Origin of the sequence: Agarivorans sp. QJM3NY_25, from assembly GCF_050870875.2 — a bacterium.
GTDB lineage: Bacteria > Pseudomonadota > Gammaproteobacteria > Enterobacterales > Celerinatantimonadaceae > Agarivorans.
In genome coordinates, this window is record NZ_CP194041.2 from 2,458,711 (window position 1) to 2,474,793 (window position 16,083).

The 16,083-nt window shown below is 41.7% G+C and carries 12 protein-coding genes; 6 read left to right on the forward strand and 6 right to left on the reverse strand.

Annotated features, from left to right (window positions below; all coding sequences use genetic code 11):
* Positions 1 to 558: 558 nt before the first annotated feature.
* Positions 559 to 2,550: an excinuclease ABC subunit UvrB gene (gene uvrB, locus ACRRSW_RS11330; protein WP_432453125.1), complete on the forward strand. Its 1,992-nt coding sequence runs from the start codon at positions 559 to 561 to the stop codon at positions 2,548 to 2,550.
* A gap of 49 nt (positions 2,551 to 2,599) precedes the next feature.
* Here the strand turns inward: uvrB and tpiA are convergent, their stop codons facing one another.
* Complete coding sequence (gene tpiA, locus ACRRSW_RS11335; protein WP_432459388.1) at positions 2,600 to 3,352, reverse strand: triose-phosphate isomerase; 753 nt, start codon at positions 3,350 to 3,352, stop codon at positions 2,600 to 2,602.
* Positions 3,353 to 3,466: 114 nt separating this feature from the next.
* Positions 3,467 to 4,243: an ElyC/SanA/YdcF family protein gene (locus ACRRSW_RS11340; RefSeq protein WP_432453123.1), complete on the reverse strand. Its 777-nt coding sequence runs from the start codon at positions 4,241 to 4,243 to the stop codon at positions 3,467 to 3,469.
* A 204-nt stretch (positions 4,244 to 4,447) separates the two neighbouring features.
* Here ACRRSW_RS11340 and ACRRSW_RS11345 point away from each other — a divergent pair, with 204 nt between their 5' ends.
* Entirely contained in the window at positions 4,448 to 5,638 is a 1,191-nt protein-coding gene (locus ACRRSW_RS11345) for an amino acid aminotransferase (protein ID WP_432453121.1), read from the forward strand.
* Between the two features lie 32 nt (positions 5,639 to 5,670).
* Here ACRRSW_RS11345 and ACRRSW_RS11350 read toward each other — a convergent pair whose 3' ends face one another.
* Positions 5,671 to 6,804: a GGDEF domain-containing protein gene (locus ACRRSW_RS11350; protein WP_432453119.1), complete on the reverse strand. Its 1,134-nt coding sequence runs from the start codon at positions 6,802 to 6,804 to the stop codon at positions 5,671 to 5,673.
* 262 nt (positions 6,805 to 7,066) lie between these two features.
* Between ACRRSW_RS11350 and ACRRSW_RS11355 the strand changes: the two genes are divergently transcribed.
* Both ACRRSW_RS11355 and ACRRSW_RS11360 read left to right on the forward strand, forming a co-directional pair.
* Positions 7,067 to 8,605, forward strand: coding sequence for a DUF3369 domain-containing protein (locus ACRRSW_RS11355; protein WP_432453118.1), 1,539 nt, complete (start codon positions 7,067 to 7,069; stop codon positions 8,603 to 8,605).
* A 138-nt stretch (positions 8,606 to 8,743) separates the two neighbouring features.
* Positions 8,744 to 9,289 carry a YaeQ family protein gene (locus tag ACRRSW_RS11360; protein ID WP_432453116.1) on the forward strand — a complete coding sequence of 182 codons (546 nt, stop codon included), beginning with the start codon at positions 8,744 to 8,746 and terminating at the stop codon, positions 9,287 to 9,289.
* 57 nt (positions 9,290 to 9,346) lie between these two features.
* Here the strand turns inward: ACRRSW_RS11360 and ACRRSW_RS11365 are convergent, their stop codons facing one another.
* Positions 9,347 to 9,679: a PBPRA1643 family SWIM/SEC-C metal-binding motif protein gene (locus ACRRSW_RS11365; RefSeq protein ID WP_432453115.1), complete on the reverse strand. Its 333-nt coding sequence runs from the start codon at positions 9,677 to 9,679 to the stop codon at positions 9,347 to 9,349.
* A 597-nt stretch (positions 9,680 to 10,276) separates the two neighbouring features.
* On the opposite strand from ACRRSW_RS11365, the gene ACRRSW_RS11370 reads away from it, so the two are divergent.
* Entirely contained in the window at positions 10,277 to 10,573 is a 297-nt protein-coding gene (locus tag ACRRSW_RS11370; RefSeq protein ID WP_432453113.1) for a DUF134 domain-containing protein, read from the forward strand.
* A 193-nt stretch (positions 10,574 to 10,766) separates the two neighbouring features.
* A complete protein-coding gene (locus ACRRSW_RS11375) occupies positions 10,767 to 12,365 on the forward strand; it encodes an EAL domain-containing protein (RefSeq protein ID WP_432453112.1) in 1,599 nt (532 codons plus the stop codon).
* Positions 12,366 to 12,640: 275 nt separating this feature from the next.
* On the opposite strand, the gene ACRRSW_RS11380 is transcribed toward ACRRSW_RS11375, so the two are convergent.
* Positions 12,641 to 13,168, reverse strand: coding sequence for a PEP-CTERM sorting domain-containing protein (locus ACRRSW_RS11380; protein ID WP_432453110.1), 528 nt, complete (start codon positions 13,166 to 13,168; stop codon positions 12,641 to 12,643).
* 11 nt (positions 13,169 to 13,179) lie between these two features.
* On the reverse strand, positions 13,180 to 15,828 hold the full coding sequence (locus ACRRSW_RS11385) for an ExeM/NucH family extracellular endonuclease (protein ID WP_432459389.1): 2,649 nt from the start codon (positions 15,826 to 15,828) through the stop codon (positions 13,180 to 13,182).
* Between the last annotated feature and the right edge of the window lie 255 nt (positions 15,829 to 16,083).

Below are 16,083 nucleotides of genomic sequence, written 5' to 3' on the forward strand. Positions count from 1 at the left end.
AGTTTTGCGAAGCTCTGTGACATCGGGTTTGCGATATTTTCAAAATTGCTTGCCAAAATTTTTTAAACTCGGTGTGTCATCATGGTTAAACTCTTGCAGTGCGCTACACTTTATTGCTGAGATTTATACACAATCCCGCAAAGCCTTTGGTTGTGGATGTTTCTATGACTTATCCACTGATTTTGTGGATAACTATGTGCATTAAAATATTATATCTGGCTGCAGGCCAATAAAGACGCGGGGTCAAGAGAAATTAAACGAAATTCAAAAATAAGCTTAACTCTATATATAACAAACACTTATTGTTATTTCTAGGATAAAAGCTCAAAATTCGACCGAGAAAATAAATATTGCATTTAACAAAAAAATCGGTGTGCATTACTTTTTGTTACAAGAAGTTTACTGTACACAATTCAGCAATTTCTGCTGTTAATTATACAAAACCGATATTCTCTACTGAACCGCAATAAATTGGCTGATAGCTATCGCGCGCTTATTTAAACTGAGCGACATTCGAGTAGAATGACGCTCATCTGGTTTTTAGTTGGTTATCGATTTATGAAAAAAACTTTCGATTTGGTTTCTGAATATACGCCTGCAGGCGATCAACCTAAAGCGATTGAAAGTCTAAATGAAGGCTTAGCAGATGGCTTAGCTCACCAAACCTTGCTAGGTGTCACTGGCTCCGGTAAAACTTTTACCATAGCCAACGTGATTGCCGAACAAAACCGTCCAACAATTATTTTGGCGCCAAACAAAACTTTAGCTGCGCAGCTATATGGTGAAATGAAGGAATTTTTCCCTCATAACGCCGTCGAGTTTTTTGTATCTTACTACGATTATTACCAACCAGAAGCCTACGTACCGACCACTGATACCTTTATTGAGAAAGATGCTTCGGTTAACTCGCATATTGAACAGATGCGACTCTCGGCCACTAAGGCGCTATTAGAGCGTAGGGACGTGGTGTTAGTTGCTTCAGTTTCTGCAATTTATGGTTTGGGAGATCCACAGTCGTATTTACAGATGATGTTGCACTTGAGTGTTGGGGATATGATTGACCAACGGGCCATTTTACGACGTCTCGCGGAATTACAATATTCTCGTAATGATGCGGCATTTCAACGCTCAACCTTTCGGGTTAGGGGAGATGTAATCGATGTTTTTCCTGCTGAATCCGATAAAAATGCTTTACGTATAGAATTATTTGACGGTGAAGTAGAACGACTCAGCAGCTTTGACCCGCTCACCGGAGTAGAAGAAGCTTCGATGGTCAGGGCAACTATTTTTCCTAAAACGCACTATGTTACTCCTCGCGAAACTATCGTTAACGCAATTTCTTCCATTAAAGAAGAGTTAAATGAGCGTAAAAGGCAGTTGCTTGACGTTAATAAGCTTATTGAAGAGCAACGAATTTCCCAACGGACTTTGTTTGACATCGAAATGATGAATGAATTGGGATATTGCTCTGGGATTGAAAACTACTCCCGATATCTCTCCAGTCGCGCCCCCGGCGAGCCACCACCAACCTTATTAGATTATCTTCCTGCTGATGGGCTGATGGTGATAGATGAGTCGCACGTCACCGTACCGCAAATTGGCGCGATGTATAAAGGTGACCGTTCACGAAAAGAAAATTTAGTGAATTACGGTTTTCGCTTGCCTTCAGCGCTGGACAATCGACCATTAAAATTTGAAGAATTCGAGTCGATTGCGCCGCAAACTATTTTTGTTTCGGCGACGCCGAGTACCTATGAACTTGAGAAAACTAATCAAGAATTTGTTGAGCAGGTCGTTAGGCCCACAGGGTTGCTGGATCCGGTCATTGAAGTGCGACCCGTTGCCACCCAAGTAGATGATTTACTATCAGAGATCCGAATTAGAACAGCGATTGATGAACGAGTGCTTGTAACTACGCTGACGAAGCGAATGGCCGAGGATTTAAGCGAGTATCTGGCAGAGCATCAAGTTAAAGTGCGCTATTTACACTCCGATATTGATACTGTAGAGCGGGTTGAAATCATTCGAGACTTACGTATGGGGATCTTTGACGTACTGGTTGGGATTAACTTGCTACGAGAAGGCTTAGACATGCCGGAAGTTTCGTTAGTCGCTATTCTAGATGCGGATAAGGAAGGCTTCTTGCGTTCAGAACGGTCTTTGATCCAAACCATTGGCCGTGCTGCCCGACATCCGCAAGGCAAAGCTATTTTGTACGGGGACAAAATTACTGGTTCGATGGATAAAGCTATCTCTGAGACCAACCGACGTCGTGAAATTCAGCATGCTTACAATCAAGAGCGGGGGATTATTCCGCAAAAACTCAACAAAAAAGTTGTCGATATTAGTAACTTTGGAAAATCAAAAGCGCTGCAAGCTACAGAACCACAAGCACAATATCGAACTCTGACTCCAGAGATGATGTTAAAGAAAATTGCTGATTTAGAAAAGCAAATGATTGGTCATGCTAAGGAACTTGAGTTTGAACAAGCCGCAAGCTTGCGTGATAGTATCGCAGAGTTACATCAACAACTTATAAAAATGAGTTAAAAAAAAGCCGCGATGCTAAACGTCGCGGCTTAATAACAATGAATCGTGATTAGTTCGCAGCAAGAATAATTGCGCCAAACTCTTCAGCCATTAATGAAGCTCCGCCAACAAGCGCGCCGTCAATGTCAGCTTGAGAGAACAATTCTTTTGCAGTCGCAGCTTTTACGCTACCGCCGTAAAGAATTTGAACTTTTTCTGCAACACTTGCGCTTTGTGCTGCTAACCAGCCACGGATATGAGCATGAACCGCTTGTGCTTGCTCAGACGTTGCTGACTTACCAGTACCAATGGCCCATACCGGCTCGTAAGCAATCACTGCATTAGCTAGGGCATCAATACCACAAAGCTCAATTACAGCTTTTAATTGAGCTTCAACAACAGCTTCAGTTTTTCCGCTTTCATTCTCTTCAAGCGTTTCACCAATACAAAGAACAGGTACTAATTGGTTTTCCTGAATTGCTTTGAATTTTACGGCTACGACTGCGTCAGTTTCGTTATGGTATTGGCGACGTTCGCTGTGGCCAACCAAGCTGTAAGTACAGCCGAATTCTTTTAACATGACGGGTGAATTTTCACCTGTAAATGCACCAGAAACGTTCACACTAGCATCTTGCGCGCCGTAAGCGATAGGAGCGTCACCGACTAAGGCTTCTACTTGACCTAAGAAAATCACTGGGGGGCAAATCGCTGTTTGTACATTGGTTGCAGCTTTTGCTGGCTCAATTAAACCATTCACTAACGCAGTAACTGAATCTTTCGTACCGTTTAGCTTCCAGTTACCCATTACAAGAGGTGTTCTCATCACGCTTTCTCCTTTAAGTAAATTGGCTCGATTATAGAGAATAAATTACAAAATCGTAGTGTTTACACGAAATTATCTGGTTAAAACTGAAAGTAGCTGATCTAAAACAAACGATTATGAAAAATGGTCACGAATTTTTTGCCACCAAATCCCCAATTTCTCGTGCCAAACCGCATCATAACGATAGATGAAGCGAGCATCCGGTAAAAATTCGTAAAGGCGTTGTTTTCCTTGGGCTTCTTTCCCTAAGTAATCCGTGGGAACAGGACTAATGTTGTTCGAGTATTGACGGAAGTACTGCAGTGCGCGTTGCATATGGGTTGCACTGGTAATCAGCGCTGTAGGTCGTTGACCAATATAACTAGCGATGACTGCGGCTTCTTGCTCTGTATCCATCGCTTTTGGAATGGTGATAATATTGGCTGGCGGAATATTAGCTGCTGTAGCAACCTTTTGCATTAATTCAGCATTACTATTGGGATCGCTTCCACCATAACCAGATACGATTAAGCGGCTCTGTGGATTCACAAGACTCAATTCGATGCCCTTAGTGATGCGGGCAAAAGATGAACGACTGAGTTGCTCAGTAGGGGACAACAAGGGGTCACTGATATGTCCGCCCCCCAAGACCACAACAAAGTCAAAACTATTGACCAGCTGACTCGGAGGCAGAACTTGTCGCTCGTTTGCGATTAACTGCTGATTAACCCACCAAGGATTACTGGTAAGCAATAATATGACTAAAGCAGGTAAAAGGGTGATCGCGGCGCGATAAGGCCGTTTAGTGAGGCAAAAGTAAAGTGATAACACCAAAAAAAATAGCGAAATGTTGAGAGGCATCAGTAACGAACCTAACCATTTTTTTACAATAAAACCTAAACTTAAATCCATATAGCTGGTTCTCTAGTTTGCGATGCAAGCATCTTAATCTATCCTTATTCATAGGTGTTTAAAATTATCAAAAATCTCGACTTAATCCAAATTAATGCGTTAAATCAAAATTTACTTGTTATTTTTTCCTCTACATAAAGACAGCTTTCTAAACTTAAGGTAATCTTCGCTCAATACAGGCAAGTAATTAGCAGTGAGGAAAGTATGTTTGAGCGTGTTTCCGCGGCCGCGGCAGATCCCATTTTAGGTTTAACTGAAGCTTTTAAAGCCGATCCCCGTCCTAACAAGATTAATCTAGGAGTCGGTATTTATAAAAACGAAGCTGGTGCAACTCCAGTTTTAAAGACCGTTAAAATTGCAGAGCAGAAGTTACTGGAAACGGAAAGTAGTAAGTCTTATCTTAGTATTGAAGGTAATCCTGCTTATGGCTTGGAAGTACAGAAACTGTTGTTTGGTGAAAATAGTGAAATCGTAAGCAGCCAACGCGCTTTTACGGCTCAGTCGCCAGGTGGTACCGGGGCTCTGCATAATGCCGCTGAATTCGCTTATAATCATTTAGGTGTACGTACTGTTTGGGTGAGTAACCCAACTTGGGCCAACCACGGCAATATTTTTAAAGCCTTAGGCCTTGAAGTAAAAGCTTACGATTACTACAACCCAGAGACCCAAGATCTCGACTTTGCAGCGATGTTAAGTTCTTTAGAGCACGTTAGTGCGGGCGACTTAGTGCTTTTCCACGGCTGTTGTCATAATCCTACTGGCATCGACCCAACAATTGAACAATGGCAGCAATTAGCCAATTTAGCAGCAAGCAAAAAGATATTGCCATTGTTTGATTTCGCTTACCAAGGGTTTTCTATAGGTGTGGAAGAAGACGCCGCTGGTTTGCGACTTTTTGCCGAACAAATTAAAGAGTTAATGGTTGCCAGTTCTTTTTCTAAAAACTTTGGCTTATATAATGAGCGGGTGGGTGCATTCACTTTGGTTGCTCAAAACAAAGAGCAGGGCGCCGCGGCATTTAGCCAAGTAAAAGCAGGTATTCGAGCGAACTACTCGAACCCACCATCTCACGGCGCTGCTGTGGTGACTACAATTTTGCAAAACCCAGAGCTAAAAGCGCAATGGCATAGCGAAGTCACAGAGATGCGTGAGCGGATTAAAGAAATGCGTGACTTGTTTGTTGCCACGTTAGCTGAAAAAGGCGCTGAGGGTGATTACAGCTTTATTCAGCGCCAGAATGGTATGTTCTCGTTCTCTGGTTTAAGTAAACAACAAGTGCAAATCTTAAAAGAGCAACATGCGGTATATATTGTTGGCTCGGGTCGGATCAGCGTCGCCGGGATGACCAAAGACAATATGCAAGCATTATGTGAAGCGATAGCAGCGGTTGTGTAGCAAGTAAACAATAAGGCTTAGCTTGCTAAGCCTTATCCTATCACGACATTGCGCCCCTTCTTTTTCGCTTCATACAAGGCATTATCTGCATCTTTTATCACTTCCTCTGCACTGGCGTGTAGATTAGATTTCTCTGCCACTCCAATACTTACCGTAATTTGTACCGTATTTTTAGGCTCGGGTTGTTCCCCTCGGCGTGATTTATCGCTGGTATTACGACTGTTATTATCACGAATAGCGAAAGGGGTTTGAGCAATGAGCTCGCGTATGTCATCTAAAAATATTTTGGCATGCTCGAGTTGCTTGCCCTTAAATAATACAGTGAACTCTTCTCCCCCATAACGAAACACTTGACCTCCACCTTCAATTTGGTCTAGCTTTGCTGCCACCATCGCCAAGACATCATCACCCACATCATGGCCATAGGTATCATTAAATTTTTTGAAATGGTCAATATCCACCATGGCTAGGCAATAGTTTTTAGACAATCCAGCTAAGCGCTCGAATAACATGCGTCGACCTAATAATCCGGTGAGCTCATCGCGATAAGCCAGTTCATGTGAAGCATTAAATCCACTGAACAACATGATTAACATCGATGCCGTAAAAAAAATTGAAGAAATTGCTTCTCTGTCGAGAAAAATCAGCGGAAAGGTACTGGCTAAGAAACTAAAAAACAGTCCAATCGAAATACTGGTTGGTTTATTGATGAAACGAACAAATGAGATAACCAAACAAAACATGATGAACCCGAGCGCATTTAGGCTAATCACGAGGCCTTCGAGCGGGTGGGGGCTAAACCATTGTTTAATCATACCTTGCATATCGAGGGCTAAAAAGTCGATGATGATTGGTATGCTTAGCATTTGTAATGCTAAGCAAATATACCAAACAAGAGCTCGCCGAGTTATCCAGCCGTTATCTTTGACTAATTGATTAAGAAACAAGTTGAAAGGAATGAATAAACCGAGCACAGTGAAGCAGGTCGAAGCTGTTGGCTCTGCAAGCGGTTGTTGTAAGTAGTTGACTATTAACCAATAACTAAAAGTATTTACAAGTGCTACCACGAATAACTGCCGTCGGTTAAACTGCAGTGCCAGCATTGTAATAATGGTAGCGAAGCCATAGGGTAACCAATAAATGAGTTCGCGAATATTAGTAGACAAGCTTGAATACCAAATTAGTGCCCCTGTCGCTATCATCAAAATGGCGAGGGACGGGAATACATTATGGCTTGTTAAGCGACTTTCCATAAATTTCAAGTAATTGAGTTTGGAATGATTTTATAGAATATTTAACTAATTTAAAATCGATATAGGCCAATAAGCAGTCTGGCCTCGAAGTTTTCTACAGTAACTGCATATTAGTCTTTGATATTATGCAGTTACTGTTCTAATTTTACTGTAACGAAAAAATACGGAGCAGCGCATGAGTGACTTTCTGTTCATTGATGATACTGAAGAACCAGTAAAAAAAGTTACCAAAGCATCTTGGAAGTTATTGGTTATTGATGATGAAGCTGAAATTCACTCGGTAACGCGCTTAGTGCTGTCTGGGGTTGAAATTGATGGTTATCAGTTAGAGTTTCTTTCTGCTTATAGTGCGGAGGAGGCGCGCCAAATATTTAATGAGCATGATGATATCGCGATTGCTTTAGTCGATGTGGTGATGGAAACCGATCATGCTGGCTTGGAATTAGTTCGCTGGATCCGCGAAACCAAAGAAAACCATGCTACGCGGTTGATTTTAAGGACCGGTCAGCCAGGGCAGGCTCCAGAAGAGTCGGTGATTAAAGATTACGATATCAATGATTATAAGAGCAAAACAGAATTAACCGCCACCAAGTTAAAAACCATTACTTATTCAGCGATCCGTTCTTACCGAGATATTCTATTCATCGAACGTCATCGCTCTGGTTTGTTGAAGGTTATCGAGTCCACATCCTTAGTTTTAAAGAGTAAAACACTTTACCACTTCGGATCAGCGGTGTTAGAGCAGTTGGTTGAATTGTTTCAGTTAGAAACGTCGGCAATGTATATCACCACCTTAACTGAAGACGTATTACATCATCAGTCGTTTAATGTATTGGCTGCGACCGGTGATTTTGTGACGAATGAGCACAATGAATCTGATTTTGATCAGAGTAAGATCCCTGATAACGTAAAAGCATTGCTCAAACACGCGTTACAAGAGCGTAGAACCATCGTAAATGAAGACTGTTATGTTGGATTTTATTCAACCGATAATCGCAGTGTTAGTCTGCTTTATGTACAACATGAAAAACCGCTTGATGATATAGAAAAGGGCTTGTTAGAAGTATTTGCGACTAATATCGCATTAACTTTTGAAAACCTCACGATTAAAGAAGAGATCCAAGATACCCAAAAAGAACTTATTTTCATTATTGGTGACGCCATCGAACAACGTAGTAAAGAAACTGGGTCACACGTTAAACGGGTGTCGTTGATTTGCGAACTAATGGCTAAAAAATTAAATTTTGACCCTGAATTTGTTGAATTGTTTAAATACGCGGCCCCATTACATGATTTGGGTAAGATTGCTATACCGGAGTCGATTCTGCATAAACCTGGTAAGCTAGATGCTCAGGAGTGGGAGGTGATGCAAACTCACGCTCAAGTTGGTCACGATTTGCTTGCCGATTCCAATAAGATTATTGCCCGTCTCGGAGCCGAAATATCTATTTGCCATCATGAAAAATGGGATGGTAGCGGATATCCTCGTCAATTAGCGGGGGAAGACATTCCTTTAGTGGGCCGAATCATGGCTATTACCGATGTATTTGATGCTTTGGGGTCGAAGCGCTCTTATAAAGAGCCCTGGTCGAACGCAGAAATCAAACAATTTATCATCGAACAAAAAGGAAAACACTTTGATCCAACCTTAGTTGATCTGTTAATCGAGAATTTTGACGAGTTCTTAGAAATTCGCAACAGCCATCCGGATTAACGATCGATAGCTAATAGGCCAAAGGCTAATATTTTCGTGTTATTGCATTGAATTTACTTAATAAAAAGCGCATTCTCTTCATTTAACTAGCTCTGTGCCTAAGCGCTCAGAGCTCAGCTATATCGAATAGGCGCTACAGTGGCACTAAAACCCACCATCTATAAATTGCGGATCTCTCTCTCTGATTTAAACCGTAATTACTATGACACACTCAATTTAACCATTGCCCAACACCCTTCTGAAACGCTTGAAAGGATGATGGCTCGGGTAATGGCTTATTGCCACAGTGCAGAACAAGGTTTGGAGTTTACCAAGGGCTTAAGTGAAATCGAACAGCCCGACCTTTGGTCGAAGTCTCTCGATGGTCAGGTTCAACTATGGATTGATGTGGGGGAACCCAGTGCTGAACGCATTAAGAAGGCGACGCGTCTCGCGGAAACGGTAAAAGTGTATAGTTTTAACTCTAAATCAAATACTTGGTGGCAACAAATCCAAGGAAAACTGACTCGGTTGGATTTGCAAGTTTGGCAACTTGATTGGCAAGAGGTTTGTAAACTGGCATCTTATGTGGAGCGAACCATGGATCTATCGGTGACGATTACCGAACAATCTGCCTATGTCACGATTGGTAGTCATGAATTAGATATTAACTGGAAGCCGCTTCAGTTGCCGATTTCAGATTAAGTGAGAGTTAAAATATTCAAGCTTAATTCCACCAGCATTATTAACTATATGAATCGCTTAACCACAACATTTTTTATATTTTTTACCGCTGCCACAATCGCAAGGGTCATTGCGTTTTGGGGTTTTATCAAAAATAGCTGTTTGCGGTGTATCTAATAAAACTTTTAGCGCTTGGATATCTTCCTCGGTCTCAGGTGCTAAGACGATATTGGCAATCAGTTGTAGCTCTGATAACTGGGTTTCAAGCTCAAGCTTTCGCGCCTCAGTTTGTACTCTCAGCTGAAGAGGATTTTCAGCCGAACCTGGCTTGATGTTTCGTTTTGTACTAAAACCAAAACTCTCATATTTAGGTCTTTTCTCGATTTTTCCCTTATAAAAAAACTTTGACATCACTCGAGTCCTCTCGCTAAAAAATAATACGGAGCATGCTTATACAGCAATTACGAGGCTAAAGAAACCTTCTCGTTAGGTAAAGTTTAATAGCTTGTGGACCCGACTTAACTCATAAGGCAATGCAAATTTATCATTGGCATTTTTTACTCTAGCCAAGAGTGAAGTCTAAGACGGCAAGCATAAGCTTTCTATAGAGAGGTCATTTGCATCGGGACGTTCAATGGATAAAAAAAAACCACTACATAATAGAGTGGTGTCCATAAGGGAGGATTTGTTTTCAGCCATCACTGAAAATGTATCGTCATCAAGCAAACAGTGACGATGAAAGTAGTTTAAAAACGCGAGAGCTAATCAAATATTTGATAAGTTCTATTTGATTAAAGCAGAGCATCTCAGTTTTATTAACTGTAAACATTAACAGTTGTGAAACCGAACGACTTGTACGCGATATTTATGTCTTTCTATTTAGTACAAAAATTGACATGTCTTTCACTTATAGGGCAGTCTATCAAGCAAACTTTCCCTTGATTATGGTTGGGATAGATTGGTGAATAGTGTATATATGTAGCCAATGCCATTTATGTAGATTTAACAATGCCTAGACCCAAAATACCTCGCAATATATGCGGTACGGCAGCAGATAGCTGTTTTAAGCCAAATCGGATCCCAATGAGTGAACTGGAGAAGGTTCAGTTGGATAAAGACGAATTTGAAGCTTTACGTTTGGTTGACCAAATGAAAATGCAACAGCAAAAAGCGGCAATAGAAATGGGGGTTTCACGGCAAACTCTTGCCAATATTCTTAAGTCAGCTCGCTTTAAGGTAGTCGATTGCTTAAGTAATGGTAAAGCGTTAATGATGCATAGTGAAAATGATGAGAATATTGAGTGAAGCTAAAGCGGAGCATGTTTAAAACAAAAACGCTGAGATAACAAATTGTTGCTTCACTTAAAGGCTCCAATCCTATCGGGCATGGTTATCTACATGTCGTTTTATCGAAGAGCACCAGGGTGAAACCGATTGCAATCGTTATAGGGCTAAGTAAAATCTTGTTCGCTCGTTTAGAACAACTATAGGTATCGGCATGTCAGAAGTTATAATTAACAGTTTTTATTGTCATTTACGGGCAAAAACTAAGTATATAAATTGGATTATTCCTTTCTGCGTTTGTGTATGTGTTGTGTTTGCGGTTCATTACGTGTTAGTTCACCGTGAGTTAAAATTATTAGAAAGTTATGGTGATTCTGCTTTTGCAACAGCAATGGATATTGGAAACGAGGTCGATCACAGTATCCGCATCGCAAATAGTGTTAAAGATGACTTTTGCTCTAGTAGCGATATCCGTTTTTTGACAGAAGTGATGTTTGCGTATGAGTATATAGTCGATGTTGGTCGAGTTGATAATGGCCATGTGGCTTGTACCGTTAAGCTTGGTTCCTTAACCCCCCCAGTAGAGCTTGGCACCTACACTATTAAACACAAAGAAAAGCTGATTCAACAGGATAATGGTCTGTCTGCAAAAGAAGCGAGTAATATAAGAGTATTTTCCAAGGGAAGTGTGATTGTCAGCGTTAACGACATGTTTTTTCATAATGTTGACTTATCGTCTCTATCTTTACATGGCATGGGGGGGATCTTATACAACAAACAAACTAAGCAAGTGGTTCAAAAGTTTGGAGAAGTTTCCGAGATAGATGTTTCTAGTCTATTAGGAAAGCAAAACTTTAATTGGTTACCGTTACCGAATAACTTCTTGGAGCATCGAGAATGTAACGATGACTATAATATTTGCTTAGTGGTGTTTCAAATCAAGCCCGGCATTTATCAATTGGATCTATTTTTGATAGTCTTTCTTGGTCTGATTGGATTCTCAATTGGTAAGTTATTTTTATGGAAATATAAAGATTACTACTACGGGCAGCAAGCATTTACCAGAGCCCTGAGTCATGCGATAAACAATAATCAAATCTATCCGGTTTATCAGCCAAAGGTTCATTTAAGCAACGGTAAAATGGCTGGGGTTGAGGCGTTAGCGCGATGGCACGATCCGCAATTAGGGCAGATTTCGCCAGAAATCTTTATTGCTGCAGCAGAACAATCACTACTGATTAGTAAACTAACGCGTAAGTTTATCGTGAAGGTTTTCGATGATCTAAATACCCCTGAGTTTGTGAATGCTGGTTATACCGTGAGTATTAACATTGCAATTTCAACCTTGTTAGAAGAAGATTTTTTCGATTTTATTGAAAGTCAGCGGATTAAAACGCAACTGCCAACAGAAAATATTATTTTAGAAATCACGGAACGTTCTTCCGCTGACTTCAAGCAGATGTCTGCCTATGCCAAGCGATTTTCGAGAGCGGGTTATAAAATATCTTTAGATGACTTCGGTACGGGAATGTCCAACCTTACTTGGATAAATACCTTTGAACCGAATGAAATCAAAATAGACAAAGAGTTTACTCAGGCGATTGACTGCGACACTCTAAATAAATTAACTCTGGAAGGTATATTTGGCTTGTTAGAGAAGTTCAACGTGCACGTTGTTTTTGAAGGGATCGAAACACAAGTGCAATTGAACTATATATTGCAACGTTCACCTCAAGCGATCGGCCAAGGCTGGCTGTTTGCTAAGCCGCTAGAGCCATCGGCTCTATTTGATTATATTGAGCGAGATGGTTAATACCTCGATTGTTTGAAGTCTGCATGTTGCTTTTTATTCGAGGGTAATTGAGAGCCGTAGCTAACAGCTTCTTAGTATTTTTTCTACACCGAGTTGTATCGCAAACAGCATCGGCTTAAGCTCGAGTGGTAGGCTTACAATAAGCGGTGTCGAGATTCTAATAAGGAAGAACCAGCTTGCTTGATGCAGAAAGTAGCGGTTTTTCAGTTTTATCGAAAGCAATATATTTAGAATAAAAAGCCCAAGCTGGTGCCTGGGCTTTTAACTTGGTGAACTTAAGCTGGAAGTGAAGCGTGAGCTTTTCGTCTAAATCCCATAACGCCAAGCCCCATCAACAACATCGCCAGTGACGCTGGTTCTGATACTTGAGGCGTGTTGGCGATTTGGTCACCAAATGAATCTGCGATATAGACGTTTATTAACTCAAATGATTCGGCTGAAAAAGCCGACTGAGCGGTAAAGCTCGCACTGGCTAGTTCAAACACGCCAACCGGAACGTCTAGGCTATCAAACCATAGGCTGTAAACACTTAGTGTATTACTGGCTGATAAGAACGCATCGGTTACCATTGCCCACTGGGTGTTTAAGACATTAAATCCGCTGTCTTGGTAGCTGGCCAAGGTTTCATCAAAGCGCAGACCAAAATCTAGTTCGGCGATATCTGCTGCCGAATTATCAACCATCATACGTACATCCACTAAGTCACCAGTGGCATATTGACTGGCATTTGTTTCCAGTGAGATAAACGCTGCATTGGCTTGTAATGTGAACAATGTTGCAAGCAGTGTGATTATATATTTCATCGGTAATTCCCTTAGTGAGTTGCACAACGAGCGCGAGTACAAAGATCCATTAAACCACGTAGGTCACGGCGATTAATCTGGCCATCGTGATTGAAGTCGTAAGCTAAGTCGCTTATCAAAGCCGAGCGGATCGCTTGATAAAACAAAGATACATCCAATGAATCAATATCAAGATCTCCATCAAAGTCCCCAATCAATTCCTGAGGTTTAAAACTCAAAGCAACAATCACGGGGTCATGGTCTGACGCTCGGTAGGCGTCAGCGTACTTTGGCAAATCGCCGCTGTACTCGGATGAATATTCAAATAAGCTCGACTCAACGGCGTTAATGTTCCATTCGGCAGCATCTACCAGATGTGATATCAAACTAGGAGACGCCAATATGTAATCTAAGGTGCCGACTTCATCATTGTAAGAGTAGCCATAGGCGTTTGGATGGAATGCTTTTACCACATTGGTGTATCCATAGGATTTGGTGATAACAGCCCCCTCATCACCGTGTAATGGGGTCTCTCCCACATAAGTGCTACGAGCAGTCTTCACTTCGTAGTCGGTTGGTAAATGAGCGATATCGGTTAATACGCTAATTGGATCTTCAGCCGCGTATGAGTTTAAATCGCCAATAATGAGCTTGTGTCCTGACACCGCCATTAAGCTTTCACCCAGTTGATAAGCAGCCGATACTCTTAGATTCTCACATGAGCCTTGACGGTTTGGATCTTGTCCTTGTTGTATTGCCACGTCTTCCCAGCAGGTTGAGCCCTTTGACTTGAAGTGATTGACTGCAACCGTCAGCGTTTGGTCGCTGCCATTAATGCTAAAAGTCGGAGTGATCGCATCGCGCTGGTAGTTATTACCATCTTCATCGCCTACAGCAGGCGCATGTTGTTCTGGCATTTGCAGTACCTGCATTTGCTTCAGAGTCACCTTCGCGGGTTTATAAATCACTTGATTGGTGATTGCATCGCTGCCGACTTGTTCAAGCTCTCCGTCCCAAGCAATCTGGTATTGATCCGCTAGCGGTAATTCAGCATTTAGCTGGCTAACCAGATCAACAATGGCTGAGTTAGCCCCAAAGCCATTGTTCTCTATCTCCATTAAACCGACAATATCTGCGTTCATCGCTTTAAGTGCCGCCACTATCTTATCGGCCTGCATTTCAAACTCTACCAGTGTCGTTGCGCCCCGGTTTTGCCCTTTAGGGTTAGCTGCTCCACCAAATGGTGAATTAAAGTAATTCAGCACATTGAAGGTTGCCACCTGTAGGTCCCCTTTGGTGAGTTCAGGCGTATTAGTACGGTCATTCTCTTCATGAATAAAGCTATCTGTGTGAGCTTGGTTGGTCACATATAAGCGATATTCTGCATATGAATATCCCAGCACACCGTGAAGGCCGTCCACTAAGTCGCCAATTCGAATGTAATCCTCGGTCGAGCCGTTTTGATCAATGTCAGTAACACCAAACTCAGGATACCAAGGCACAACGCCATTGCTTGCTTTTTCAAAACTTTCGATAACGATTCGTTGGTCTTTATTATTAGCCAATTGCTGCTCTGCAGGGCTATCAATCACATCATCGTAAGTAACTGGCGTATTCAACTGATTAGGATGGAAGTTGACTCGTTGATGAGCGACTACCATATTGTTGCGGTAAGCACTGTAATCAAAGCCGTAAGTTCGAGTGACTCGCAGATCAGATGTTTTCTCTAATGATACGAGCATGCCTTCGTAGCGTTCTAAGGTCTCACGGAAACTCTCATCTGAACTCAGGGTTTGTAGCGGCGTTGCTTCAATTGATTCCCCAGAAGAAACTCGTTCTACTTGAGATCCTAATAAAGTCGTCCAACCATAGTTTTCATTCACCTTACCAATCACCACCACTTTATCGCCAACATTCAAGCCGGCTAAATCTGCGTAGTCAACAAACAGACCGTCTGAGGTTAGTGGGTTGTTGTCACCTTGTTGGTCTTGGATAAAAAAGCCTTGGTTAATGTCGTTACCAAGCGCTTTGTTTTGGATCGCAGTGATCACACCTTCAGTTTGATAATTTTCAGTTGATAGATAACCGGAATCAATTAATGGCGAAAACCAAGAGTCGCCTTGGATATCCATAATAGTCACTTCGCTTGCTTCTACAGCTGGGCTATTTCCATCAGCCAGCTGCCCTAAATCAGAACTATCGTTTTTGCGGCGAACTTCCCATTGCGCCAGATTAAACGCTGTACTAGGTGTGTAGTCGATACGCACTAGTGTTTGATCTTTCCCAAAATTAATGTCACCCATAACACCAATGATGTCGACGATGGTATCGTTTAAAAATAGCGCGATAGGATCATCGCCATTAAAGTTAATAACATTAGCGTCTGACTGATCTGTCACTAGCTGAATATCGCTGTTTGCACTGGGGTGAGACAGTACAAATACAGAATGAGGCGCGATAGTCACATTATCGAGAGCCATTGATTGCCCCCAAGTATCTCGACCATTGGTTGCTTTTTTTAGACTATAACCGTTGAGGGTTATTGCATTCTCTGAATCATTGGCAATTTCAATCGCCTTGTTATACGAGCTACCTTCAATGTACTCCGACAAGAAGATTGTCGATTGCGCCTGCGGTGCCAGCAATGTGGCCACCGTAGCCGCAAGAATATTCATTTTCATAGTCAATCCATTTTCTATTGGTTAAAAACATGCACAAAAATTCAAGGAAACCGCGTCAGCTAAAAGCAAGTGCATTTTCCTTGGATAAATAGTGGTGAGGCCTAGCATTAAGGATGTTTTGTTGCATTGATTAGGGATTCGGCTTCTGCCGTGACCAACGAAACTGAGAAATATCGCGCAGAAGGGCACAGCAATTAGATTTGCGTGATAATTCATTTCAAACTCCATTTTGAACGAATAACTAGGGCTTCTAAA